The organism is Serratia sp. A07, assembly GCF_058725505.1.
Genome location: NZ_JBZXDO010000002.1, coordinates 232062 through 256206, shown reverse-complemented (window position 1 = coordinate 256206; position 24145 = coordinate 232062). Strand labels below are relative to the sequence as shown.

General features: G+C 59.2%; 22 protein-coding genes and 1 pseudogene. 7 read left to right on the top strand and 16 right to left on the bottom strand.

Features of this window, described 5'->3' with window-relative positions; translation table 11 throughout:
* Positions 1 to 158: 158 nt before the first annotated feature.
* Together betB and betI are read right to left on the bottom strand one after the other, a co-directional pair.
* The gene (gene betB, locus AC4PR2_RS03205) at positions 159 to 1631 is read right to left on the bottom strand and encodes a betaine-aldehyde dehydrogenase (RefSeq protein ID WP_033653381.1); all 1473 of its coding nucleotides are present in this window, start codon (positions 1629 to 1631) and stop codon (positions 159 to 161) included.
* 14 nt (positions 1632 to 1645) lie between these two features.
* Positions 1646 to 2248, bottom strand: coding sequence for a transcriptional regulator BetI (gene betI / locus AC4PR2_RS03200; RefSeq protein ID WP_038880897.1), 603 nt, complete (start codon positions 2246 to 2248; stop codon positions 1646 to 1648).
* A gap of 397 nt (positions 2249 to 2645) precedes the next feature.
* Between betI and AC4PR2_RS03195 the strand changes: the two genes are divergently transcribed.
* Positions 2646 to 4685, top strand: coding sequence for a choline transporter (locus AC4PR2_RS03195; RefSeq protein WP_492174887.1), 2040 nt, complete (start codon positions 2646 to 2648; stop codon positions 4683 to 4685).
* Between the two features lie 44 nt (positions 4686 to 4729).
* Here AC4PR2_RS03195 and AC4PR2_RS03190 read toward each other — a convergent pair whose 3' ends face one another.
* From AC4PR2_RS03190 to AC4PR2_RS03175, 4 genes are all read right to left on the bottom strand, one after another.
* On the bottom strand, positions 4730 to 5200 hold the full coding sequence (locus AC4PR2_RS03190; protein WP_033637683.1) for a YkgB family protein: 471 nt from the start codon (positions 5198 to 5200) through the stop codon (positions 4730 to 4732).
* Between the two features lie 65 nt (positions 5201 to 5265).
* A complete protein-coding gene (locus AC4PR2_RS03185) occupies positions 5266 to 5541 on the bottom strand; it encodes a pentapeptide MXKDX repeat protein (RefSeq protein WP_159317819.1) in 276 nt (91 codons plus the stop codon).
* A gap of 59 nt (positions 5542 to 5600) precedes the next feature.
* Positions 5601 to 6377, bottom strand: coding sequence for a molybdopterin-dependent oxidoreductase (locus tag AC4PR2_RS03180; RefSeq protein WP_060432139.1), 777 nt, complete (start codon positions 6375 to 6377; stop codon positions 5601 to 5603).
* Between the two features lie 10 nt (positions 6378 to 6387).
* A complete protein-coding gene (locus tag AC4PR2_RS03175) occupies positions 6388 to 6999 on the bottom strand; it encodes a cytochrome b/b6 domain-containing protein (protein ID WP_197801919.1) in 612 nt (203 codons plus the stop codon).
* Positions 7000 to 7149: 150 nt separating this feature from the next.
* Here AC4PR2_RS03175 and AC4PR2_RS03170 point away from each other — a divergent pair, with 150 nt between their 5' ends.
* Together AC4PR2_RS03170 and AC4PR2_RS03165 are read left to right on the top strand one after the other, a co-directional pair.
* The gene (locus AC4PR2_RS03170) at positions 7150 to 7863 is read left to right on the top strand and encodes a winged helix-turn-helix domain-containing protein (RefSeq protein ID WP_047728196.1); all 714 of its coding nucleotides are present in this window, start codon (positions 7150 to 7152) and stop codon (positions 7861 to 7863) included.
* Positions 7864 to 7866: 3 nt separating this feature from the next.
* Complete coding sequence (locus tag AC4PR2_RS03165; protein WP_180548289.1) at positions 7867 to 9333, top strand: sensor histidine kinase; 1467 nt, start codon at positions 7867 to 7869, stop codon at positions 9331 to 9333.
* Here AC4PR2_RS03165 and AC4PR2_RS03160 read toward each other — a convergent pair.
* The 9 genes from AC4PR2_RS03160 to AC4PR2_RS03120 form a co-directional block, all read right to left on the bottom strand.
* Complete coding sequence (locus AC4PR2_RS03160) at positions 9330 to 9998, bottom strand: fimbrial biogenesis chaperone (protein ID WP_376788265.1); 669 nt, start codon at positions 9996 to 9998, stop codon at positions 9330 to 9332. The genes AC4PR2_RS03165 and AC4PR2_RS03160 overlap by 4 nt on opposite strands.
* A 9-nt stretch (positions 9999 to 10007) precedes the next feature.
* Positions 10008 to 11642 carry a fimbrial adhesin EcpD gene (gene ecpD / locus AC4PR2_RS03155; protein WP_180548288.1) on the bottom strand — a complete coding sequence of 545 codons (1635 nt, stop codon included), beginning with the start codon at positions 11640 to 11642 and terminating at the stop codon, positions 10008 to 10010.
* Complete coding sequence (locus tag AC4PR2_RS03150) at positions 11632 to 14184, bottom strand: CS1-pili formation C-terminal domain-containing protein (protein WP_492174903.1); 2553 nt, start codon at positions 14182 to 14184, stop codon at positions 11632 to 11634. The genes ecpD and AC4PR2_RS03150 overlap by 11 nt, the downstream gene beginning before the upstream one ends.
* A gap of 17 nt (positions 14185 to 14201) precedes the next feature.
* Positions 14202 to 14870: an EcpB family pilus assembly chaperone gene (locus AC4PR2_RS03145; RefSeq protein ID WP_038880871.1), complete on the bottom strand. Its 669-nt coding sequence runs from the start codon at positions 14868 to 14870 to the stop codon at positions 14202 to 14204.
* Between the two features lie 77 nt (positions 14871 to 14947).
* Positions 14948 to 15535, bottom strand: a complete 588-nt coding sequence (gene ecpA / locus AC4PR2_RS03140; RefSeq protein ID WP_004939148.1) for a common pilus major fimbrillin subunit EcpA — start codon at positions 15533 to 15535, stop codon at positions 14948 to 14950.
* Positions 15536 to 15963: 428 nt separating this feature from the next.
* Positions 15964 to 16593, bottom strand: coding sequence for a helix-turn-helix transcriptional regulator (locus tag AC4PR2_RS03135; protein WP_492174886.1), 630 nt, complete (start codon positions 16591 to 16593; stop codon positions 15964 to 15966).
* 165 nt (positions 16594 to 16758) lie between these two features.
* Positions 16759 to 17598: a winged helix-turn-helix domain-containing protein gene (locus AC4PR2_RS03130; protein ID WP_197802085.1), complete on the bottom strand. Its 840-nt coding sequence runs from the start codon at positions 17596 to 17598 to the stop codon at positions 16759 to 16761.
* Positions 17599 to 18126: 528 nt separating this feature from the next.
* Positions 18127 to 19548, bottom strand: a complete 1422-nt coding sequence (locus tag AC4PR2_RS03125) for a heavy metal sensor histidine kinase (RefSeq protein ID WP_147839555.1) — start codon at positions 19546 to 19548, stop codon at positions 18127 to 18129.
* Positions 19545 to 20216 (bottom strand): heavy metal response regulator transcription factor, encoded by a 672-nt coding sequence (locus tag AC4PR2_RS03120; RefSeq protein WP_033650568.1) that lies wholly within the window; start codon positions 20214 to 20216, stop codon positions 19545 to 19547. Before AC4PR2_RS03120 ends, AC4PR2_RS03125 begins: the two co-directional genes overlap by 4 nt.
* A 140-nt stretch (positions 20217 to 20356) precedes the next feature.
* Between AC4PR2_RS03120 and AC4PR2_RS03115 the strand changes: the two are divergent.
* From AC4PR2_RS03115 to AC4PR2_RS03100, 4 genes and pseudogenes are all read left to right on the top strand, one after another.
* Positions 20357 to 20982 (top strand): annotated as a pseudogene (locus tag AC4PR2_RS03115) (hypothetical protein).
* A gap of 12 nt (positions 20983 to 20994) precedes the next feature.
* Positions 20995 to 21600, top strand: a complete 606-nt coding sequence (locus tag AC4PR2_RS03110) for a cytochrome b/b6 domain-containing protein (RefSeq protein ID WP_084826574.1) — start codon at positions 20995 to 20997, stop codon at positions 21598 to 21600.
* A complete protein-coding gene (locus tag AC4PR2_RS03105; RefSeq protein ID WP_004939173.1) occupies positions 21593 to 22360 on the top strand; it encodes a molybdopterin-dependent oxidoreductase in 768 nt (255 codons plus the stop codon). Before AC4PR2_RS03110 ends, AC4PR2_RS03105 begins: the two co-directional genes overlap by 8 nt.
* A gap of 122 nt (positions 22361 to 22482) precedes the next feature.
* Positions 22483 to 23058, top strand: coding sequence for a hypothetical protein (locus AC4PR2_RS03100; protein ID WP_087762181.1), 576 nt, complete (start codon positions 22483 to 22485; stop codon positions 23056 to 23058).
* A 101-nt stretch (positions 23059 to 23159) separates the two neighbouring features.
* Here AC4PR2_RS03100 and ygbI read toward each other — a convergent pair whose 3' ends face one another.
* A complete protein-coding gene (gene ygbI / locus AC4PR2_RS03095) occupies positions 23160 to 23927 on the bottom strand; it encodes a DNA-binding transcriptional repressor YgbI (RefSeq protein ID WP_197801923.1) in 768 nt (255 codons plus the stop codon).
* Positions 23928 to 24145 lie beyond the last annotated feature (218 nt).

Sequence of the window (24145 nt, the reverse complement as noted above, 5' to 3'; positions counted from 1 at the left end):
AACAAGGCAGTTTTGGATGCGAAAAAGATATATCCCCTATGGATTTCGAGTTACAGCTAGGCGGCAAGGGCGCAGAGCCCCAGGAGCTTACTCAAGTAAGTGACTGGGGTCTGCGCTCGCAGCCAACAACGCTGTAGCTTGAAAGACGACGGGGATAGTTAAAATACCGAGGCGTATTCGCCCAGCTCAACCTGCACCGATTTGATCTGGGTGTAGTGTTCCAGCGTCGTCAGGCCGTTCTCGCGGCCAACGCCGGACTGCTTGTAGCCGCCGACCGGCATTTCCGCCGCCGACTCGCCCCAGGTGTTGATCCAGCAAATACCGGCTTCCAGCTGGTGGATCACGCGGTGTGCGCGAGCCAGATCGTTGGTCACCACGCCCGCAGCCAGGCCGAAGGTGGTGTCATTGGCGCGGCGCACCACTTCCTCTTCGCTCTGGTAGCTGAGAATGCTCATCACCGGCCCGAAGATCTCCTCGCGCACGATTTCCATGTCGTCGCGGCAGTCGCTGAATACCGTCGGCGCCACGTAAGCGCCCTTGCCGAATTCGCCGTGGGTGACGCGTTCGCCGCCGCACAGCAGGCGCGCGCCGCTGTTCTTGCCGCTCTCGATAAAGCGCAGCACCGACTCCATATGCGCGAAGCTGACCAGCGGCCCGAAGTTGGTCTGCGGGTCGGTCGGATCGCCGAGGCGAATGCGCTTCACGCGCTCGAGGATTTTCGCCTCAAACTGCGCCTGCAGCGCCGCCGGCACGAAGACGCGGGTGCCGTTGGTGCACACCTGGCCGGAGCTGTAGAAGTTGGCCATCATGGCGATATCGGCGGCGCGATCCAGATCGGCGTCGTCGAAAATAATCAGCGGCGACTTGCCGCCCAGCTCCATGGTGACTTCCTTCAGCGTCGACCCCGACGCGTTGGCCATCACCTTCTTGCCGGTTTTCACCCCGCCGGTGAAAGAGACTTTGGCGATGCCCGGATGGTCGGTCAGGTACTGCCCCACCTCCGCGCCGCTGCCGGTCACCACGTTGAACACGCCGTCCGGCAAGCCGGCTTCGGTGTAAATTTCCGCCAGCTTCAGCGCCGTCAGCGACGTGACTTCGCTCGGTTTGAAGATCATCGCGTTGCCCGCCGCCAGCGCCGGCGCGGACTTCCACAGCGCGATTTGAATCGGGTAGTTCCAGGCGCCGATGCCGGCCACCACGCCCAGCGGTTCGCGGCGGGTGTAAACGAATGAGGTTTCGCGCAGCGGGATCTGTTCGCCTTCAATGGCCGGGATCAGGCCGGCGTAATACTCCAGCACGTCGGCGCCGGTGACGATGTCCACCGCGGTGGTTTCCGACATCGCTTTGCCGGTATCCAGCGTTTCCAGTGCCGCCAGCTCATCGTTGCGCTCGCGCAGAATATCCACCGCGCGACGCAGGATGCGCGAACGCGCCATCGCCGTCATCGCCGCCCACACCTTCTGCCCGCTGGCCGCGCTGGCCACCGCACGATCGACGTCTTCAGCGCCGGCGGCCTGGACTTCAGCCAGAACTTCGCCGTTCGCCGGGTTAATGGCGTTGAAGGTTTTTCCAGCGGTGCTGTCTACATAGGCGCCATGAATATAGAGCTTCTGCAAGCCAAAACGGGACATAGGATCTCCTTGGGTTATCCTCCGGGCGGCGTCTGCCCCCGGAGTTGGAACGTGATGTATTCGGTCGTGAGCGCCAGCGCCTGCGACTGATTGAACGCCGAGCCGCGCAGCGCGCTGCGCAGCCACAGTCCGTCGATCAGCGCCGCCAGCCCCTTGGCCGCCAACCGCGCCTGCGGCTGCGGCATGACGCGGCGAAACTCGGCGCACAGGTTGGAATAGAGCCGGCGGCCGTTCACCTGCTGCAGCCGGTTGAGCTGCGGTTGGTGCAGACTGCTGGCCCAAAAGGCCAGCCAGGTCTTCATCGCCGCGCTGTTGATCTGGCTGTCGTCGAAGTTGCCGGCGACGATCGCCTGCAGCCGCGCCGCCGGGCTGTTATCGGTCAGCGCCTGCAAGCGCAGCTTCACCGCCTCGCCCAGATGGCTGATCAGATAGCGCATCGTGGCTTCCAGCAGGCCGTTCTTGTCCTTGAAATAATGGCTGATGATGCCGTTGGAAACGCCGGCCCGCCGCGCGATCTGCGCGATGGTGGCGTCATGCATTCCCACTTCGTTTACCGCGGCGAGCGTGGCATCAATCAACTGCTGCCTTCTGATTGGCTGCATTCCTACCTTTGGCATATTTCGACTCTCACAAAACCGACTTCGGCCTTATCTCAGCGGGCAAATTTCACTGCCGTTTCGCCCGTGATTCAGGTCATCATGAGGACTATTAAACTTTTTTTTGATTGAACGTTCAATAAAAATTGCATATATTTTATTGCCGCCTGGTTAAAAATTTGTACTATCTGGTTGTGGAACTGGCTGATTTTTGTGAGGTAATTAACGAATCTGACCAAAATCAGTGGCTGTAAGCGGTTCCCGCCGCGAAGCGCGCCGACGCTTCATTCACAGGCGAAAGCGGTATCATTCAGGCCCTCCTCACGGGGATGGCCGCCGCCTTCATTCGCCCGTTTTCCAGAGGCCAACGCGCCCCGGAATGCGGAGCGGCACGATTTTCTCAGTTCAGAGGATGACGATGACAACCCACGAAACCGCCTCCAAACCGCAGCAGGACCGCCTCAACCCTGTGGTTTTCTTCACCTCGGCGGGGCTGATCCTGGCCTTCTCGCTGATGACCATCTTTTTCACCGACTTCTCCGGGCAGTGGATCACCCGCACGCTGAATTGGGTGTCGACCACCTTTGGTTGGTACTACCTGCTGGCGGCGACGCTGTACATCGTGTTCGTGGTGTTTATCGCCGCTTCGCGCTTCGGTTCGATCAAGCTCGGGCCGGAGCAGTCCAAGCCGGAATTCAGCCTGATGAGCTGGGCGGCGATGCTGTTCGCCGCCGGCATCGGCATCGACCTGATGTTCTTCTCGGTCGCCGAGCCGGTGACCCAGTACATGATGCCGCCGGAAGGTGACGCGCAAACGCTGGAAGCCGCGCGCCAGGCGATGGTCTGGACGCTGTTCCACTACGGCCTGACCGGCTGGTCGATGTATGCGCTGATGGGCATCGCCCTCGGCTACTTCAGCTATCGCTACAATCTGCCGCTGACCATCCGCTCAGCGCTGTACCCGATCTTCGGTAAGCGCATCAACGGGCCGATCGGCCACAGCGTGGACATCGCCGCGGTGCTCGGCACCATCTTCGGCATCGCCACCACGCTGGGCATCGGCGTGGTGCAGCTCAACTACGGCCTCAAGGTGCTGTTCGAGATCCCGGAAAACCTGACGGTGCAGGGCTCGCTGATCCTGCTGTCGGTGATCATGGCCACCATCTCGGTCACCTCGGGCGTCAACAAGGGCATCCGCATCCTGTCCGAGCTGAACGTGCTGCTGGCGCTGGGCCTGATCCTGTTCGTGCTGTTCTTCGGCGACACCGAGTTCCTGCTCAACGCGCTGGTGCTCAACGTCGGCGATTACGTCAATCGCTTTATGGGCATGACGCTCAACAGCTTCGCCTTCGATCGGCCGGTGGAGTGGATGAACAACTGGACGCTGTTCTTCTGGGCCTGGTGGGTGGCGTGGTCGCCGTTCGTCGGCCTGTTCCTGGCGCGCATCTCGCGCGGGCGCACCATTCGCCAGTTCGTGGTCGGCACGCTGATCATACCGTTCGTGTTCACCCTGCTGTGGCTGTCTATCTTCGGCAACAGCGCGCTGTACCAGATCATTCACGGTAACGCCGAGTTTGCGCAGGAAGTGATGCAGTTCCCGGAGCGCGGCTTCTACAGCCTGCTGGCGCAATACCCCGGCTTCACCTTCAGCGCCTCGGTGGCCACCATCACCGGCCTGCTGTTCTACGTCACCTCGGCGGACTCCGGCTCGCTGGTGCTGGGCAACTTCACCTCGCGCCTGGCCGACATCAATAATGATGCGCCGAACTGGCTGCGGATTTTCTGGTCGGTGGCCATCGGCCTGCTGACCATCGGCATGCTGATGACCGACGGCGTGCCGGCGCTGCAGAAAACCACGGTGATCATGGGCCTGCCATTCAGCTTCGTGATCTTCTTCGTGATGGCCGGGCTGTATAAATCGCTGCGGGTGGAAGACTACCGCAAGGCCAGTGCGCTCAGTACCCTGGCACCGGTGCCGGTCTCCAGCCACGACGTGCTCAACTGGAAACAGCGTCTGTCGCGGGTGATGAACTACCCGGGCACCCAGTACACGCAGAAAATGTTGGATACAGTCTGTCGTCCGGCGATGCAGGACGTGGCGCGCGAGCTGGAGTTGCGCGGCGCGAAAGTGGAGTTCAGCGAAGTGCCGCCGACCGAAGACGAGCGTCTGAACCACCTGGAGCTGCTGGTGCGCCTGGGCGAGGAACAGAACTTTATCTATCAGATCTGGCCGATGCGCTACTCGGTGCCGGGCTTCACCTACCGCGCCCGCTCCGGCAAGTCGCACTACTACCGGCTGGAAACCTTCCTGATGGAAGGCACCCAGGGCAACGACCTGATGGACTACAGCAAGGAACAGGTGATTGGCGATATCCTCGACCAGTACGAGAAGCACCTGAACTTCCTGCACATTCATCGCGAAGCGCCGGGGGGCACCCTGACCTTCCCGGATATGTGACGATCGATAAATCACGAGAGGGCGTAGCCAGGCTACGCCCTTTTTTATGCCTGCTCGGCCGGCAAGTCGGCTTTCAGCAGCACCAGGGAACCGGCCAGCAACACCAGATCCTTGATTAAAAAGCTGGTGGCGCCGGCCATGGCCGGAAAACCGCCGGCGGAAGGCTCCCAGGCCCCCGGCGTGGAAAAGATCAGCGTCAGCGTAGTTAGGTAGGTTACCGTCGAACCGATCGCCCCCAGCAACCCCAGCCGCCGCGACCAGAATCCCGCCAGCAGCAGCAAGCCGAAGCTCCACTCGGCGACGCCCAGCGCATAGCTGGCGCCGCGGATGCCGAACGCCTGATGCATCCAGCTCAGCAGCGGGCTGTTGCCGATCAGCGGTACCAGCCCCTGCGCCTCGTAATCAAACCACTTGGCGTAACCGAAGGCGGCGAAGATCACCACCAGCGCCGCGCGCATAAAGATAACGTCCCCGTTCGAGCGCTGAAAGCGCCGCAGCCATGTCGCCAGCATCATCCTCTCTCCTTATGTTGCCCACGGCCGCCGCGGATCGCCCGCTTGCGGCCGCGGGGTGCGGCGGCTTAGTGCCCCATCGCGTCTTTCTTCATGCCGTCTTTGGCCATACCGTCTTTCGCCATGCCATCCTTTTTCATGGCGTCTTTGCCCATCTTGTCTTTCTTCATGCACTCCTTGCCCATGCACGCTTTCTTCATGCCGTCTTTGGCCATGCCGTCGTGCGACATCTGGCTCATGCCGTCCTTTTTCATCGCGTCTTTGCTCATGCCATCGGCGGCGTTGGCACCGGCCACGCCCAGCATCAGCGCGCTGCACATCATCATTGCGAATAACTTTTTCATGGTATTTCCTTCCGTCATGTCAAAGGCACCGGGGTGCCGGAGAATGGCCGGCGGCCGCTTCAGCTGCCGCCAAACCAGTTGTAACCCTGGTCTTCCCAGTAACCGCCCGGGAAGCGGTTGGTGACCTCGATCACCTGAATGTGTTTCGGGTTCTTGTAACCCAGCTTGGTCGGCATGCGCAGTTTCATCGGGTAGCCGTACTTGCGCGGCAAGATCTGGCCGTCATAGGTCAGCGCAATAATCGTCTGCGGGTGCAGCGCGGTGGCCATGTCGATGCTGGTGTAGTAATCGTCGGCGCATTTGAAGCTGACGTAGCGGGCGCTCAGATCCGCGCCGATCGCCTTGAGAAAAGTCGCGAACGGCACGCCGCCCCACTTGCCGATGGCGCTCCAGCCCTCGACGCAAATATGGCGCGTCACCTGGCTAACCTGCGCCATCCGGTGCAGCTGCGGCAGGCTCCAGGCGCGTTTGTCCTGCACCAGTCCCGCCACCTCCAGCCGGTAATCGTCGCCGTTGATGTCCGGCGCGTCCTCCTCGGCGTAGAAAGCGTTGAACGGGAACGGCCGGGTGATCATCGATTCCGGGTAGACCGGCGCCAGGCGATCGCCATTGAACAGCCAGCCCTGTACCCGATCGTTGAAGCGCGAGATGCGGTTCAGCGCCTGTTCGACGTTGGCGTTATCGCTGAGATCGCAGCCGGTGAGCATGGCGATGCCGCCCAGCGTCAGGCCGTTGCGCAGAAAGCGGCGGCGCGAAGGCGCGCTCAACAGCCGCTGCGCTTCTTTGACGATCGCCTGCCCTTCAATGATCGTCATGATCTGTTTATCCTTTTCCATCATTCACTCCTTAGCGTCCGCGCAGCATGGCCAGCAGCGTCCGGGGCACCAGCGCCACCATCACCAGGTGAATCGCGACGAAGACCACCAGCGCCGACATGGCAAAAAAGTGGATATAGCGCGCCGCCTCATAACCGCCGAGCAGCGTGCGCAGCAGCGGAAACTGCACCGATTTCCACAGCACCAGCCCGGACAGCGCGCTCATCACGCCGAGGATCATCACCGACAGATAGGCCGCGCGTTGCACCATGTTGTAGTGGCGCAGGTCGGCGTGTTGCAGCCTGCCGCGCAGCGCGGCACCTATATCGGCGAGAAACTGCCGTGGGCTGAGCGGCCAATACTTGCGTTTGAAACGCCCGCTGGCCAGGTTGATCAGCAGGTAGCACAGCCCGTTGACGCCGAACAGCCACATGCCGGCGAAGTGCCACTGCAGCGCGCCGCCCAGCCAGCCGCCGAGCGTCAGCTCATTGAGAAAGCTGAAGTTGAACAGCGGCGAGGCGTTGTAGATGCGCCAGCCGCTGGTCACCATGATCAGCATCGCCAGCGCATTCAGCCAGTGCGTCAACCGCAGCCACAGCGGATGCACCGTCTGGCGTTGTTCCGGGGTGAGAGTGAGGCTCATGCGAACTCCTGGCGACCAATGAGGCGATGAGCCGAGTATTCCCCGGATTTGTTCCCCAAGACCTCACGCAAAGTTAAATACAATGTGATAACTCCGCCGGTGGGGGTTGTGTAGACTTCAGAGAGAAACGGGCAATCAGCGGTAATGAGAATGGACAAGCCAAAACGAATTTTGATCGTCGAGGACGACGGCGACATCGCCGAACTGCTGCAGCTGCATCTGCGCGACGAGGGTTACGCCATCAGCCACGCCGCCGACGGCAACCGGGGCATGGCGATGCTGGAACAGGGCGGCTGGGACGCCCTCATCCTCGATCTGATGCTGCCGGGCGTGGACGGATTGGAGATTTGCCGCCGGGCGCGCACCATGACGCGCTACACGCCGATCATCATCACCAGCGCGCGCTCCAGCGAGGTGCACCGCGTGCTGGGGCTGGAGCTGGGCGCCGACGACTATCTGGCCAAGCCCTTCTCCATGCTGGAGCTGGTGGCGCGGGTCAAGGCGCTGTTTCGCCGCCAGGAAGCGATGAGCCGCAACCTGCGCATGGACGCCGGCGTGCTCAGCTTCAACGATCTGACCATCGACCCCATCGCCCGCGAAGTGCACCTGCACCAGCAGCCGGTCGAGCTGACGCCGCGCGAATTCGACCTGCTGTACTTTTTCGCCCGCCACCCGGGCCAGGTATTCTCGCGCCTGAGCCTGTTGAATCAGGTTTGGGGCTATCAGCACGAGGGGTATGAGCACACCGTCAACACCCATATCAACCGGCTGCGCATCAAGATCGAGCGCAACCCGGCGGAACCCGAGCGCATCCTCACGGTGTGGGGCATGGGCTATAAATTCGCGGCCGCGCCGCAAGAGTGAGCCATGAAAAACCTTACGTTAGCGCAGCGCCTCACGCTGATCTTCGCGCTGCTGATCGTCATCGGCTGCGCCTTTTCCGGCTGGATGCAGGTGCGCAGCAGCACCCAGTACAGCCAGGCGGTGATCCAGCGCCTGTCCGGCAACCTGGCGCAGCATATCGCCGACAGCAACCCGCTGCTGGGGGTGAACGGGCCGGATCCGCAGGCGGTGCATACCCTGTTCGATCAGCTGATGGCGGTGAACCCCAGCGTTGAGGTTTACCTGCTCGACAAGCAGGGCGCGATTATCGGCAACGCCGCGCCGGCCGGGCATCTGAAGCGGCAGCGGGTCGCGTTGCCGCCGCTGCAGGCGCTGCTCGGTGGCGCGCCGATGCCGGTGTATGGCGACGATCCGCGCAGCGTGGACGGGCGCAAGGTGTTCAGCGTCGCGCCGCTTAAGGTCGATGGCCGGATCGAAGGCTATCTGTACGTGGTGCTGCTCGGCGAAGAGTACACGGCGCTGGCCAGCAACGCCCAGTTCAACTCGGCGGTCAGGATGGCGCTGTGGACCTCCGGACTGATGGTGCTGTTCAGCCTGCTGGCCGGCGGCTTCGCGTTTTATTGGGTAACGCGCCCTATCCGTCGCCTGACCCGGCAGGTCAGCGCGCTGGATAGCGGCGGCATCGAGGCGGTGCAGGCCTACGCGGCGCTGCCGGCGGTACGGGCCGGGCGCGACGAAGTCAGCCAGCTGCAGCAGGCCTTCCACCGCATGGCGCAGCGCCTTGCCGAACAGTGGCAAACGCTGGCGCAGCAGGATCGGCTGCGGCGTGAGTTCATCGCCAACGTCTCGCACGATCTGCGCACCCCGCTCACCTCGCTGCACGGCTATCTGGAGACGCTGTCGGTCAAGGCCGCCACCCTGAGCGAAGCCGATCGGCGGCGCTATCTGGAGATCGCGCTGGCGCAGAGCCGCAAAGTGGGCAAACTGGCGCAGGAGCTGTTCGAGCTGGCGCGGCTGGAGTACGGCGTAGTGAAACCGCAGAAAGAGCCTTTTTCCCTCAGCGAGCTGTTGCAGGACGTGTTCCAAAAGTTCGAGCTGGCGGCGGAGGCGCGCAACCAGCGGCTGCATGCCGACATTCCCCCCGGCATTCCGCCGGTGTTCGCCGATCTCAGCATGATTGAGCGGGTGCTGACCAACCTGTTGGACAACGCCATTCGCCATACGCCGCCCGGCGGCAACATCGGCGTGCGGCTGTGGCGGCAGGACGATCGGGTGATGGTGCAGGTCAGCGACAGCGGCCCCGGCATTCCGCAGACGCTGCGCGCCGATCTGTTCGTGCGCCCGTCTGTCCTGAGCGGCGCCCGGCGCCCTTCCGGCGGACTGGGCCTGATGATCGTGCGACGCATTCTGCAGCTGCACGACAGCGATATTCAGCTGATCGAACAAGCGCAAAGCGGCGCCTGCTTCCGCTTTGCCATTCCGCCGCGTTAATCGAGGCAGCTGCGATCGACGCTGATAAATTTGTCGTTATAGATAATGAATTTCTGCCCCTTCAGCCGAATACCGGCATGGGTCAGCGTATCGCCGGGGCGCAGGTATTCGGTGACGCCCTCTTCATCCGTGCTGTTGCAGCCCGGCTTGAGCAGGAACTTGAAGTAGGTGTTGCCGGTGTTGGTGAGCGTACCGCGCTGGGTATCGAGCCGATAGGCAAAGTTTACCTGACGCGGACGCACCACCAGAATGGTGTCCATCACCACGATCGGCTCCAGGTTGACGCCGGCGCCCCGACGCGGCCCCGGCTCGAACAGTCGGGTCGGCACTTCGCGAAATGACACCCGGTAATAACGCTCGCGATTATCCTGCGGCCCGCGGTAGAAAAACTTATAGTACTCCGCCTGTCCGGCCTGCAGCGTCAGCTGGCGCGGCGCGAACAGCAGCTCGCCGTCCGCCGGCCGGCTGCGCACCTCGCGCTCTCCCGGCCGATCGATGGCGCGAATGCTCACCTGATACAGGCGCGCACTGAGGTTGTTATTCAACACCCGCTTGGCGGTGAATGAGCGATCCTGATCCATGGCAAACGTCAGGGTACCGACATTGATCGCGGCGGTGGTAAAGGGGAAGGACAAACACAGCAACCCTATCAGCACAAGTTTCACGCCCTGCCCTCAATTGATGTTGCGCCAGGTGGCTTCGACATGAATTTCACCGGCGGCGCTGACGTCGCCATACCAACCGTTGCCGTCGACGGTTCTCAGCGAGATCGGATTGTTCATCGGAATGCTAAAGGTCACTCGGGTCTTGTTCAGCACCCCCACTTCACCGGATATATCATTCCACGGCGTGCTGCTCCAGAGCGCATTGGTCATGTCGTGCCACTGGCCATCGCAGCCGGCGGCGAAGCTCTGCTGACCGTTGGTGCTGGTGGTGATGCCGAGGGTGGCGGGGAACGGCACCTGGGTACTGTTATCCGCAGAAGAAAAGAGGCAATAGTTCACCCCGTTGATCGCCTGAGTCGGCCCGGTCGCCATCACCCTCACCTGATCGGCGGCGGTTTTGCCGCTGGTGGTCACGAAGTAGCCGAACTCCAGCGCCGGCTCCGCCGGACCGACATAGCCTTCACGGTGTGGGTTGTTGTCGTAATCATCGGAAATAATGCTGATGCTGAAATCGCGCGGCTTGATAATCAGCTGGTTTGAAGTGGAAAACTCATACCATCCCGACTCCGGCGAGGTGGTGTTCTGAAAACGGAAATTGATCAGATCGCGGGTGCCGCTGTCGGAAATCCCCAGCGCGACCATCTGTTTGAAGAAGTTACTGGAGAAGAACACATAGACGGCGTTGCTGCTCTTCAGCTCGTTAAACGTATAGTAGCTGCCGGTGCCCGACGTGTTTTTCCAGGTGTTGCCGTTCAGACTGAACTGCAGATCGGCGGCGTTCACCGCTGAGGACAGCGCCGCATGGTTAATCGCCGGGAAAATATGAATCGAGGTATTGCTCACGCTGCCGTCGGTCTGCAAATCGTAGCTGACCATCTTGCACATGATGCCTGAGCGAGCGCCGATGGTCTGGTTCTTGCAATCGGCATTGCCCTCGCCGATGATCGGCACCCCATCGCTGTTGACGAACACCTCCGATACGGCGTTGGTATTGATAAAGCGCAGGTGGGCCGCCTTGCTGTGCGTGACGGTCCGCTTGTACCAGCTGCCGCTGGCCTGATCCCGACAACGGCCGCCGGCCGCGGCGTCATAAGCCACCGACGTTTGGCAGCCGTTGATCTGCATGCTGAAAGCTTCGCCCGCCGCCATCTGCTTCAGATACTGATAGAAGCTCGGCGACATCATGCCGTGCATCCATTTTGCGCCGCCGGGCGTAACCACGGCGCCGTAAAATCCCTTTTCGTCGGTGGTCTGCGGCAGAATCAAGCTGGTATCCATATTGCAACCGGCATACCAGTTGATGCAGCGCAGGCCGAGGAACGGATTCTTTATCGGCGCATTTTCCAGCCACATGTCATAGCGCCAGTTGGCATTCAGCCCCGTGTTGTAACCATTATCCACGTACCCCAGGCTCTGCTGATAGACAGTGCCGGAACCGCCGTATTTCAGCCCGGTCCACTTATTGGCGCCGGTCATGCGCGGATCCAGCCCGCCGGCCGGCGTGACGAAAAAGTTGTCGTCGGCGTTGTTCTCCACGAAGACAAATTTCATGACCGCCGCATCCGGCCAGTTGGTCTGGCTGACCGCCGCCTGCAGCGCGGGGGCGACCAGCGCCAACAACAACAGCGCAACGTTAGCTCTCATGGTCAGACTCCCCGGATGACATATTGCCTGCATAGGTTTTCAGCCCGGTGCAGATCACGTCGCCGACCCACACGGCGCCTTGCGCCTTGCTGAGATCCAAATCCACTTCGCATGTCTGATTGCCGCCGTGGGTAAAATCGATAACCGGGAATTTCTTGTCGACGTCCATGATAAATTCGCCTTTCTCATCGGTGCGGGTGCGGCCGATATGGTTCTTGATATAGGCGTTGGCCAGCAGCGTGCCGTCCTCCGCTTTGATGCGGCCGAACACCGTCACCATCTGTTTTATCTCCGGCGAGATCACCGCCACGTTGCCCGGATACAGGGTGAGCTTGCTCTTGCGCCTGGTGACGATGTCGAAGCTCTCCGCCGAGTTTTTGTTGTTCATCAGCTCAACGTCGTACTGACCGTAAGGCGACAAAGGCAGGTAATTCTTATTGCCGCTCAGCTTCACCATCCGACCGTCAACCCGTGCGGTCAGCAGGCCGTCGTTTTCAATGCCGGTATTGAAGATAATCCCGGCGTTGCCTTCGTTGCGGCCGCTGATGGCAATATCACGCCCTTGCCAACCCATGCTGCCGCTCGCGGTCAGGCTGCTGTTAACGTAGCCGTCGGCGGAGCTGCTGACGTTGAGCGTGCCGGCCGAATACTTGGTGTCGAAGCGCGCATAGCCACCACCGTTGAAGCGGTTGTCACCGCGGGTATCACCGGAAATCGCCCGCGACAGGTTGGCGCCCAGGGTGCGGATCGGCCCGTCCTTGATGTCCTTGCGCGCCGCCAGGTTGGCGGTGGTGTAACCGTTTTGATTGGAAACGCCGGCGCTGAGCCAGTTGCCCATCGGCAGTGAAAAATCGAGCGCGATGTACTTGCCGGTATTGGCGTTGCTGCTGCCGTTGTTGTAGCGTTGCACGCCCGCCCGGACGCCCAGCGTGCCGAAGCGGCCGGTAAAGATGTTCTGGTAATAGTCGGCGTTGTAATAGTGACTGTCGTTCTTCTTATCGTCGTTGTAGCTGGCGCTCAGGGTGCCCAGCGGAGACCACAGCGCCCCCAGATTAAGGCTGCCGCCAACGGCGCGGTTATAGGCGTCATTTTGCAACAGACGATCGCCAATCTGCGTTTTCTCCTGATTGATCCATACGCTGCTGAAGCCGCCGGGCAACGCGGCGCTGACGCTGTTGACCAGGCTCCAGGAGCGATCGGAGGCCGCCATGTTTTGCAGGTTGATCTGAATCGACTCGGTCACCGGCAGGCTGACGCGGCTCTCGCCGACGGCGTTGCCGTCAAACGAATATCCCGACAGCGCCCAATTAAGCGTTTGCAGATTGCCGGTAGCCGAAGCGCCAAGCAAATAAGAGTCCTTTGCCGGGCGGTGGCGTTTCCGTTCGCCGCGCCAGTCGTCCATGCGCAGCATCCCGCCCCAGAATTGCCAGGCCAGCGGCGCATTCGCACCGCGATTGGGGCTGAACAATTTATTCACTCGCTGCATGCGTTTATCGACCACTTTGCCGTTGACCACGACCTCCACCTCTACGTCATAGATACCGTAGGGCAAACTGCCGGTGTCCACTTCATGATTGCCCATCGTGAAGTTTTGTACGCTGAGCAGCCGCCCGTCGCGCGACAGATGCACCTCGCCGGCCGAGGGGAAAAAAACCACGATCGGCGTCAGCGATTGGGAATTATCGAATACCGTCGAGTTGGCGCGGTTGCCGTAGGACAGGCCATAAATCTTGCTCGAGTTGATGGTCGTGACCGGCCCCAGCGACTGCAGATTCCAGCTGTCCAGCATGCCGGCGGCGAAACGGCGGCCGGCGAAATCACGCTCGTACATCGCTTTGTACAGCGTGGCGTTTTCATCGCCGCTGCCGATACCGTAGATGGAACCGTTCAACTCCACGTGGTGTTCACGCAACGCCGTGACGCTGTTGAGCGATAAATAACTGGAGGTGTTGCCTTCGCTGGCGCGGGCCCGGTTATCGTAGACCCCGAGGTTATAATCCAGCGTGCTGCTTACGGCATCCACGCTGGACGCGCCGATGTCGCTGGAGCGGGCGCGCAGCACCGTCCCCAACGCGGATTCTTTCACCACCAGCTGCAGGTTGAGCTGCCGGAAATCCAGCGCCAGCCAGGCGTCGTCCGCGATCCGGATATGCTGCTGCCGATCGAATGGCGCATCCTGCAAAGCCAGCAGCTGGCCGGCAATCGCCGCCGTCAGCCGGGCGCCGTCGTCGTTATCCTCCAGCGTCACCCGACGAATCTTTAGCCTGTCCTGATCCAGGTAGAGAAAGGCATGGCCGATGCGGCTGTCGTCTTTGACGCCATCGCTCTTTTCATAATGCAACAACAGCGGAATACTCATCCCCTCGCGCAACGCCAGGCTGAAAGTGTGCGGGATCAGCACGCCGTTAATCTGCGTCAAACCGGCCGCCATCGCCATACGGCCAGGCAACAGCGTCGGGAGCGCCAGCGCACCGGCAGCCAAAAGCGTTCTCAACAGCACAGCGTTCACATGCCACTCCTTGCGTGATTGTTTTGCATCCATCGTGGATAACGCGCGCATTACTTCACCGGGATAAACTGTTCGCCGTGCCACAGCGCGACGCGTCCTTTTTTATCGTTGACGTCAACCTTGCTGAAGGCGCGATCCTTCCCCGGCATCACGAAATAGTTTTCCTTGCAGTCGCTGCCGTCTTGCTTGTTCCTGCAATTGCCGTAGGCCACCACTTTGAACGTGGCGTTGCCGGTGTTTTTGATCCGTCCGTTGGCGAACTGATAGGCGAAGCGATCCTGCCGAGGCGCCACCACCAAAATGGTGCCGATGCGCGCCGACGTGGTGGCCACGGCATTACGCCGAGCCGAGTTTTGCCCCGCCTCGCTCAGCGCCTGATCGAACCAAACGATGCGGTAGTAACGCTCCTGGGCATCATTCGGCCCCTTGTAGTAAAAGCGGATCACATCGCTGGCGTTGGCCGGCAAGATCAGGCTGGCGGGCGACAGCAGCATTTCATCCCGACTGCTCATCGGGATCACCGTGCCGGAGGCCAGGGGACTGGAAATGCGTTCGATCTTGATGGTCACCAGCCGGCCGCTGTCGGTGGTGTTTTTGATTTCCTTGCTCAGGCGCGCGCTGTCGCCAGGCATGAAGGCGCTGATCTCACCCACATCGAGCGCCAAAGCCGGCCGCAGCAGCATTAACATCAGGGTGACGGCGAGAGAAAAGCGTGTCATTGCGGTATTCCACTGGCGTTGATGAGCGATAAATAGCAGGAGGTCTCCCCCCTGCCAGATGCAGATCGTTCGGGGGATTAGGAAGTCCAGGTCGCGTTGAACTCGACGCTGACGTCGCCGCTCCAGATACCTTCCGGCAGCGTGCTGAAATCCGTGACGGCGGTGGTGCCGTTTGACGTCGCGCCGATGATGCTGAAGGTGAACTGATCCTGCGCGCTGGTGCGGCCGGCCTGGTTGTAGGCGTTGGACAGGGCGCTCAGATTGCCGCCCAAAATGCCGGCGGTGGTGTCGATCATGGTGGTTTCAGCCGTTTTCCCGACCACAGCACCGTTATAGTTCACCCCGACTTCCAGCGTAGAACCGGAAGTATCCAGCTGAGTCAGCGTATTGGAGACCAGTTTTGAGGTCAGTTTGAAAGCGGTGGCCGTGGTATCGCCTTCCACGGTGACGTCAAACAGGCCTTTCTGGCTGTTGAAACCCTTAATGCCTTCTGCATAGTTGAAGGCCAGGCTGCCAATCGGCGTCACAACCAGTTTGCTGGTGGTGTCTTTCTTGGCGGTCGCAGACCAGGTTGCCAGCGCCTGAGCGGTAACGTCGGCGGCTTGAGCAGTGCTGACCGCTGCAAAGGCGGAAACGATCGCCAGAGCCAGTGTCATTTTTTTCATGGTATAACTCCCTTCAATGTTGAATATGTTTTCTTTCTTTCGTCCATTCTCAGCCAGCCGTTTGCATCACTGCGTTTAGCCAGTCTGCTTGACGCCACAAGAATATCCCCGGCCAATCAAAAAAGAATCATTAACTATTAAAGTTCAAATATTTAGATTTAAATCCCGCCGTTAATGTTTTAACCCCCATCAATCACATTAAAAAGCGGGTTAAGCCTTTGATGAAAGCACAATCACATTGTGGTTTAACCCCGGCAAGACGGTGATTGTTTAACCACAAGTACGCTCTGTTCGCCCTTCCCATGGCCGTGCAAAATTTCAGCGCCGGCGTCGTTCGCTGAGGGAAAAGATTGATTGGATTTACGCAGGGGGCAGCAGCCAATCCAGATCGGCCGCTGTAGAGAAAAAGGGGGGCTTCTCGCCCTGTGTCAGGAAGGGTATCGGGTTCTCAGGGAAAGAATAAGCCGCATAAAGCCGGCCTGATTGAGGCCCAGTTTTCGCATAATATTCAGTTTATGGGAGCTTATGGTTTTGTAACTTCGCCGGGTCACGTTGGCGATGCTGCCTGGAGATGCACCGGCAACCATCATGGCCAAAACTCGCCATTCACTGTCAGATAATGCGGCTGCCGGATGCACCGAGCGGGCGCGAATATGCGGGGAACGATAGCCGGAGAACTCACCCGCAGCCCCAATGGCGTCACTCAGGCAATGCAATGGCTCCTCCTTTGCCACTATCGCTATGCGCGCATCCGCCGCCAACAACGCTAATATACCGGGGTGTTCTACCGCGGTGAAAATCACCAAGGGAATTTCCGGCCAAACATTTTTTGCCGTCAGAACGAACCGTAATACATCATACAAATATTCTCTCTGATGATATAACTCCATAATAAGCGCGCGAGGCTTTCCCTCTTTCAATACCCCCTCCAGCTCCCTCAAGGTGTCGATAAAATAGCTGTCACTTGATTGGGTAACGAGAAATGCTTCCATTCCTCTTCTCATTAAATAGCTGGGTTCAAAAAATAGCAGCGCATCACCGAAATCGGCTTTAACCATACATAATCACCATAATGAGGTAGAAAGCGGTAGAGAAAGGGAAATACCTCTCGTAAGCGCCACACGGCAACCCGCCAAATGAAAGTCGAACGTTCTATTTCAACACTGTAATATTTTTGTCATATCCACCGCCCTTCAATCGCGTTGGGCAGCGGCGATCAATGGTCAATTAATAAACTCGGCATTGTCGCTTTCCAATCCTGAACAGATCTCCATTTTATGTTCGCGCAAGATCTTGCAACGCAGCAGGAATAAGCGGGAAATGCCGGAAATGTAAGCCCTGACCTGATTGCTGCGCACCACCAGCAAAAACTCATCGCCGCTGCATTCTCCCGTTTGGTGCGCGGCGTAAGCCAGAATGTCCCGATTCAGGCTGGCGTTGACCGCCGCCGAGGCATCAGGCAACGACATGAAAACCTTACAGTTGCCCGACTTTCCCAGGTAGCTCTCCTGCCGGGCCCCCGAGCCGCTGAAATAGGCCGTGACAGCAATAGCCATGAGGATCCCCCCCAGAACCATCGCGCTGAACATCAGCCACCCACGGCGGGAATAACCAAGATGAGAAGAGGCCCCGTCGATGACGGTGTCGGACGCCGGATTGACCGCCGCTGCGGGCGCAGATCCCGGCACTGCCGCGGCAGGTTCCGCGTCGTGAATATCTTCCGCGTCCTCATAAGACTCGATGGTAATCTCATCACGCAACATAAAACCCACTTTAGGAACCGTAACAATGACCTCATCCTCGACGCCGAGGTTTTTAATCACCCGACGCAATTTGCTGACGCACTGATTAAGATTATTATTGCTGGACACCATGCCGTAATCGTCCCAGACCTTCTTGAATATCAGTTCACGCCCTACGGCCTCGCCATGGTGGGCAATCAACAGCAACAACAACCGTTTGGAAGGACTGGATATGGATATGGGATCGTCAGAAAAATCTGTTGGGCTAAGGGTTCTGGTGTCTGCGTCAAAGAGAATATGGTCATTAAATCTATATTTCATTTTATTCACATGTTTTCACTATAGCGATCATTTATAGTTTGGCGTCAAATGTTAATGAAATATTAAATAAATATTTAATCAGGTACTTCGCGAAAATACCCAAGCACAGGCAAGAAAAACCACTCAATTAACGCCACGAAATACGCTTTGTCACCTCACCATCGTTTATATAGGATTTTTCTTGCAAACCATAACCAAAGGTTAACCAATCACCTCATTCATTGATATATTGACGCGACAAAAACCACAAAGTTAGTTTTTTGTGTCGCAAATTATCAATTTTAAGGAAAATCATCTCAAAAAAAGACCGCAGAACTAAATTTTAATAAAAAAATAATAACACGTGAATGTTGAGCGTAATCACAGACCGCAGTCCATCCGCATTAGCCCGATGAATTAACGCGTTTGCCGCGTCGCAAATGTTAAATTTTGGGTTCAGCCAAGGCGGTGGGAAACAATAATGAAAGGAAAAACTTACGAATGGCGCCTGTCGCGTTTTCCGCAACAGGCGAAAACATTCGCGGTAGCTCATTGAACTGATGAGGGGAATATCAGGCTAAAGGTCAAGCAAGCAGAACCCCGGCCATCGGAACACTGCGCGCGAACTTCACCGCCGTGCAGCGTCATGATGGCGCGCACGATAGACAGCCCCAGCCCACTGGCATGATTGCCGGCGCTGCGCGCGGGATCGGCGCGATAGAAGCGATCGAACAGCTTTTCCAGCTGTGCCGGCGCGATCGGCGGCCCCTGATTGATAACCTGTACCCACCAGGCATCGGCGCGCCGTTCAGCCCGCAGGACGATCCGGCTGTTCTCGTCGGCATAACGTACCGCGTTAGCCACCAGGTTGCTCAACGCGCGCTGGAACAGCATCGCGTCCGCCTTCAGCGTTCCCTCACCTGCGCAGCTCAGCGCGATGCCGCGTTCTTCCGCCAGCACCTCGAAATAATCCGCCACCCGCCGCAGCTCCAGCGCCACATCCAGCCGACTGTAGTTCAGCGCAGACTGCGCCTCGCCGGCGCGCGCCAGGAACAGGATATTTTCCACCATGCGGGAAATGCGCTCCAGCTCATCCATATTGTTCGACAGCAGGGTTTCGTACTCCTCCACGCTGCGGGGCTGGTAAAGCGCCACCTGGCACTGGCCCATCAACGCCCCTACCGGGGTGCGGATCTCATGGGCCAGATCGGCGGAAAACTGCGTCAGCCGCTGATAGCCTTCATTCAACCGATCGAGCATCGCATTGAACGAACGGGTCAGCTGCTGCAACTCCTTCGGCGCCCCCTGCTCGCTGAGGCGTGTCGACAGCGTATTGGGTGCAATCTGCGCCGCCTGCGCCGCCATGCGCCATAACGGCTTCAATCCTCGGCGCATGACCCCATACCCCAGGAGCGCAATCAGCAGGAAAGCCACCGCCACCGCCGCGACGATGCGCCACAGGTAGCGCGCCAGCATCTTCTGTTCGTTGACCATCACGTGCGCGGCGGAGATCTGCAACAGGCTGCCGTCTTCCAGGCGCACCATCGCGGAAGCCGCGCGCAGCGGCACCCCCTGCGCCGTTTCCCCGCCGCGCACGGCGGCCAACGTCTGCGCCTGACCGGCCGGCGTCGGCACGATCGGCGGCAATGCCACCCCGGCCGGGTTCACGTTGATGAGCGGTTTTTGTCCCGGGATTTGGAAAATCAGCACGTCCTGTTCATTGCCCAGCATGTTTTCAAACAGGCCGTTATTGGCGGTCAGGCGAGCCAAAGGAAAGCGCTGCCCCAGCAGATGGCGGAAATACTCTACGCGCCCGGTCACCTGCAGATCGCTGCGCAGCGTCATTTCCTGGCGCATGGCGCTATACAGATACCCGCCCGTCCCGCTCACCACCAACGCGGCCACCAGCGCGAACAGCGTGGCGGTGCGCAGCGTCAGCGATACCGGCCGACGTGACGTGCGCCCGCTCACGAGCGTGGCTCGCAAACATAGCCGATACCGCGCACGCTGTGGATCAGCTTGACGTCGAACGGCCGGTCTATTTTGGCGCGCAGGCGTTTGATGGCCACGTCAACCACATTGGTGTCGCTGTCAAAATTCATGTCCCACACCTGAGAGGCTATTTGCGTGCGCGACAGCACTTCGCCCTCGCGCCGCACCAGCAGATGCAGCAGCATGAACTCCTTGTTGGTCAACGGGATCACCTGATCCTGGCGCACCGCCCGGCGGCGCAACACGTCCAGCTGCAGATCGGCGATGGCGTAATGATCGGCTTCGCGCGCCGGCCCGCGGCGCAGCAAGGTGCGTAAACGCAGCACCAGTTCGGTAAACGAAAACGGTTTAATCAGATAATCGTCCGCGCCCAGCTCCAGGCCGTGGATGCGATCCTGCACGCCGTCGCGGGCGGTGAGAAACAGAATTGGCACGTCGCTTTTCTTGCGCAGCACCTCGATAATCTGCCAGCCATCCAGCCCCGGCAGCATCACATCGAGCACGATCGCATCGTAATCCTGCTCCAACGCGCGAAACAGCCCGTCGGTGCCGTTGCGCGCCAAATCGACGCCGTACCCCGCTTCCCCCAGCCCTTTCTTCAGGTAATCCCCTGTGCCGATATCGTCTTCAACTACCAGTATTCGCATGCTCGCCACCTCGTTACGTCTGCAAAAATACTAGCAGCTTCGGCGGACAAACTTGATGACATTAATGTCATCAAACGGCCATGGCGCTGACCCAATGGCTCAACCATGCTTAACCGGCAAACTTATTTCAGGAGAACGTTATGATTACTCGTCATCGTATAGCCGGTTTACTGTTATCCACCTTGCTGCTGTCCAGCGGCCTGGCCGCCGCCGCCCAAACGCCGGGCAAAGTCATCGCGCCGCTGCGCGGCACCATCAGCCAGGTGGCCGACGGCAATCTGCAGCTGACCGATCGCAAAGGCGAGACACTCAGCGTCAAGCTGAACGATCAGACCAAAGTGCTCAGCGTGTCCAAAGCCACGCTGGACGACATCAAACCGGACAGCTTTATCGGCACCGCCGCCGTGCCGCAGCCGGACGGCACGCTCAAAGCGCTGAGGTGCACGTATTCGCCGCCAGCCTGCGCGGCACCGGCGAAGGGCACTCGGCCTGGGAATCCGCCGACGGCAAAGTGGACACCATGACCAACGGCACCGTCGGCAAACTGGTGAAATCCAACGGCCGTACCCTGACCGTCACCTACGGCAACCAGCAGAAAACCGTCGTCGTGCCGGAAGACGTGCCGATCGTGACGCTGGATCCGGGCGATTTGAGCCTGCTGAAACCGGGCGTGCACATCGTGCTGTTCTCCGCCGTCAACGATAAGGGCGAGCGCATCGCCACCCGCATTTCCGCCGGCAAAGACGGCACCGTGCCGCCGATGTAACCGGAGAAAACCATGAAAACCAACGCGTCGCGGCCGGTGCATCGCTGGCCGGTTCGAATCACTCATTGGATCAACCTGTTCGCCATGGTGTGCATGTTCATGAGCGGTTGGGAGATCTATAACGCCTCGCCGCTGTTCGATTTCCGCTTTCCGCCACAGATGACGCTGGGCGGTTGGCTGGGCGGCGCGATTGGTTGGCATTTGGCGGTGATGTGGCTGTTGGCGCTCAACGCCGTCTGCTATTTGCTGTGGAGCCTGTTCAGCGGCCATTTTCGCCGCGATCTGTTGCCGCTGCGCGTCGGCGCGCTGCGGCAGGATATCTGGCTGGCGTTGACGCTGCGCCTGCGCCACCGGCATGGCCACTACAACGCCATTCAGAAGCTGATGTACCTCGGCGTACTGGCGCTGGGCCTGTTGCTGGTGCTGTCCGGCCTGGCGATCTGGAAGCCGGTTCAACTGCAGGGATTGGTCGCCCTGTTTGGCGGCTTCGATTTCGCGCGCTACGTGCATTTCTTCGCCATGGCCGGCATCGGCCTGTTCGTGGCGATCCACGTCTTTATGGTGATCATCGTGCCCAAAACGCTGTGGGCGATGATAACGGGTGGCAAACATGAATGAGAAAAAGCCGCGGGCAACCGCGCCAAAACTGGAACCGGACCAAAAAAAGCAGTTGGTCAATCTGCAGCGCCGCCTGATGCTGCGTTCCGGCCTGACGCTGGGTGGTATCGCCATGCTCACCGGTTGCAACCTGCAAGACGGCGATCGGGTGGATAAGGTGCTGTGGGCCATGTCGCGCTGGAACGACCGGGTGCAGGCCTGGCTGTTCAGCGGCCAGCGGCTGGCGCAAACTTACCGGCCCGATCAGATTACCCACCCTTTCCCCTTCAACGCGTTTTACCCGGAATACAACGTCCCCGAGATCGATCTCGCCGGCTACCGGCTTGAGGTCGCCGGGAAAGTGGAGAAAAAAGCCCCCTGGACGCTGGAACAGCTGCAGCGGCTGCCGCAGCAAAGCCAGATCACGCGTCTGATCTGCATTGAGGGCTGGAGCGCGATCGGCCAATGGGGCGGCGTGCCGCTACGCACCTTTCTGCAGCACGTCGGCGCGGATCTCAATGCCGGTTACGTCGGCTTCAAATGCGCCGATCGCTACTACTCCAGCCTCGACATGGCCACCGCGCTGCACCCGCAGACCATCCTGGCGCTGGATTTCGGCGGCAAGGCGCTGCCGGCGGACTATGGCTACCCGCTGCGGCTGCGGGTGCCAACCAAACTGGGGTTCAAAAACGCCAAACATATCGCCGCGATCTTCGTCAGCGACGTCAATCCGGGCGGGTATTGGGAAGATCAGGGCTACAACTGGTTCAGCGGCATTTAGTTTTGCGCGGCGCTGCGCATAAGCCTCATCGGCGGCTGGCGGATCTTCTCCGCCGCGGTTAATAATCTGTTCGTCACAACGGGGATAACTATAGGAAAAATAATAGTAAAAAGGATTTTATCATGGAGATTGATGTGAGGGAGATCAATGCACGACCTGTCACGGAATATAGGTACCGAATAACGGTTTTTAAAAAAGCCAGCAGCGTTGCTGCGTATTACCTTGATTTTAAAAAAGCGACGTTAAGGATGCGTCAATGGCTTATTGGGGCTTATCCTGCCTCGGAAGTATTGGACAATGCTTACGTCATGGAACTGTACGATGTAAGGGCGTTGGAAACCCGCGCCGAAGTAACCAAATCCTTATTTGATACCTATACCAGGATGGCATACACCCGAGATGAACGAGAACAGCTATTCATTAATGGCATCGGCCAGGCGATCGTCACTTTTGTGGCGCAATACCAAGCGAGATTGCTTTTCAGCGTACCGCTCAGGCCAGCGTTAGCCAGAATTTATGACTCGCTCTTGAAAAAACATGCGCATCGCGTACATTATTTGTACAACCAAGGGCTTATTGAGGACGGATTATATGTCATCGAAATACCGCCTGTTAACGGCAGAATCCCACCCAACTCCTATGAGCATAAAGGAACGGCACCAAAGAGAAATGCAAACCTTCCACGAAGAATGGGCTGAACAAAGGCGCCGCGAATGGCGTGAACGCGGCGGTGCTGAAGCCAGTGAAGCGCCCGCCAGTGGCATCGATAGCGAACTTTCATCCTGATTCCGGTTCGTTCTTACCCTTCCCCTGCCGTCAACAACGCAAGCCCCGCCTGCTCGATGGCCTCCCGCGCAGCGGCGGGCAACCCCTCGTCGGTAATGACGGCGTCAAAGGCGGCGATCGGCAATGCCAGGTAGGTCGCGATCTTGCCGTATTTCGAGGTGTCACTGAGCAGAATGCAGCGGCGGCTGGCCTCGACGATGGCCTTCTTTACCATCACCTTGTCTTCGTTCGGCGTCGACAGGCCGCGCATGCTCCACGAAGAGGCGGAGATAAACGCCAGATCGATAAACAGACCGCGCAGCGCCTGCGCCGCCGCTTCGCCGACGCAGGAACGATTTTCCCGACATACGGTACCACCGGTGTGGATGATTCTGCACTGGCTATGTTCAATCAGGAAGCCGGCGATGACAAAGTCGTTGGTCACCACCGTCAAATCGTCACGTTCTCCGATCTGTTTCGCCAGCGCCAGCGTGGTGGTGCCGGCATCCAGATAAATACAGCTGTTGGCGGGAATTTGCTGCGCCGCCAGCCGGCCGATGGCGATTTTCTGCCGGCTGAACATCCCCTCTTTAGCCTGGTGCGAAGGTTCGCTCGCCACCCGCTCGGGCGCCTGCACGCCGCCCGAGACCGACTGCACCGCGCCCTGTTCCTCCAGCTTTTGCACATCGCGGCGGATCGTCATGTGCGATACCCCCAGCCGTTCGGTCAGCTCGGCGATGCTGACGACGCCGCGTTCGGATACCAGCGCAAGAATTTGTTGATGGCGTTCTACAGGTATCACGGTTCCCTCTCGTTGCTGCGGTGATAATAATTGTGATTTTACGTCAATTTTCGTTCGCCGATAGCCCTAATTTTTCACGGCGTGAAGGCGCACGCAGTGACGCCAGACAAGCATATACTTATTTAAAAACATAATAGTAATGTTGATACAGGCAGAAGCCGCACACAAAACTCGTCGCACGCATTGTTAATTATTGTGATAACGATCGCGGATAAACG

What these genes read in the sequence shown, in the direction of transcription:
- AC4PR2_RS03195 (WP_492174887.1), top strand. Translation starts at nt 2,646, where the DNA reads ATGACAACCCACGAAACCGCCTCCAAACCGCAGCAGGACCGCCTCAAC.
- AC4PR2_RS03130 (WP_197802085.1), bottom strand. Translation starts at nt 17,598, where the DNA reads ATGAAATATAGATTTAATGACCATATTCTCTTTGACGCAGACACCAGA.
- ecpD (WP_180548288.1), bottom strand. Translation starts at nt 11,642, where the DNA reads ATGAGAGCTAACGTTGCGCTGTTGTTGTTGGCGCTGGTCGCCCCCGCG.
- betI (WP_038880897.1), bottom strand. Translation starts at nt 2,248, where the DNA reads ATGCCAAAGGTAGGAATGCAGCCAATCAGAAGGCAGCAGTTGATTGAT.
- AC4PR2_RS03175 (WP_197801919.1), bottom strand. Translation starts at nt 6,999, where the DNA reads ATGAGCCTCACTCTCACCCCGGAACAACGCCAGACGGTGCATCCGCTG.
- AC4PR2_RS03150 (WP_492174903.1), bottom strand. Translation starts at nt 14,184, where the DNA reads ATGGATGCAAAACAATCACGCAAGGAGTGGCATGTGAACGCTGTGCTG.
- ecpA (WP_004939148.1), bottom strand. Translation starts at nt 15,535, where the DNA reads ATGAAAAAAATGACACTGGCTCTGGCGATCGTTTCCGCCTTTGCAGCG.
- AC4PR2_RS03100 (WP_087762181.1), top strand. Translation starts at nt 22,483, where the DNA reads ATGGAGATTGATGTGAGGGAGATCAATGCACGACCTGTCACGGAATAT.
- AC4PR2_RS03165 (WP_180548289.1), top strand. Translation starts at nt 7,867, where the DNA reads ATGAAAAACCTTACGTTAGCGCAGCGCCTCACGCTGATCTTCGCGCTG.
- betB (WP_033653381.1), bottom strand. Translation starts at nt 1,631, where the DNA reads ATGTCCCGTTTTGGCTTGCAGAAGCTCTATATTCATGGCGCCTATGTA.
- AC4PR2_RS03145 (WP_038880871.1), bottom strand. Translation starts at nt 14,870, where the DNA reads ATGACACGCTTTTCTCTCGCCGTCACCCTGATGTTAATGCTGCTGCGG.
- AC4PR2_RS03185 (WP_159317819.1), bottom strand. Translation starts at nt 5,541, where the DNA reads ATGAAAAAGTTATTCGCAATGATGATGTGCAGCGCGCTGATGCTGGGC.
- AC4PR2_RS03135 (WP_492174886.1), bottom strand. Translation starts at nt 16,593, where the DNA reads ATGGTTAAAGCCGATTTCGGTGATGCGCTGCTATTTTTTGAACCCAGC.
- AC4PR2_RS03105 (WP_004939173.1), top strand. Translation starts at nt 21,593, where the DNA reads ATGAATGAGAAAAAGCCGCGGGCAACCGCGCCAAAACTGGAACCGGAC.
- AC4PR2_RS03120 (WP_033650568.1), bottom strand. Translation starts at nt 20,216, where the DNA reads ATGCGAATACTGGTAGTTGAAGACGATATCGGCACAGGGGATTACCTG.
- AC4PR2_RS03190 (WP_033637683.1), bottom strand. Translation starts at nt 5,200, where the DNA reads ATGATGCTGGCGACATGGCTGCGGCGCTTTCAGCGCTCGAACGGGGAC.
- AC4PR2_RS03180 (WP_060432139.1), bottom strand. Translation starts at nt 6,377, where the DNA reads ATGGAAAAGGATAAACAGATCATGACGATCATTGAAGGGCAGGCGATC.
- AC4PR2_RS03170 (WP_047728196.1), top strand. Translation starts at nt 7,150, where the DNA reads ATGGACAAGCCAAAACGAATTTTGATCGTCGAGGACGACGGCGACATC.
- AC4PR2_RS03110 (WP_084826574.1), top strand. Translation starts at nt 20,995, where the DNA reads ATGAAAACCAACGCGTCGCGGCCGGTGCATCGCTGGCCGGTTCGAATC.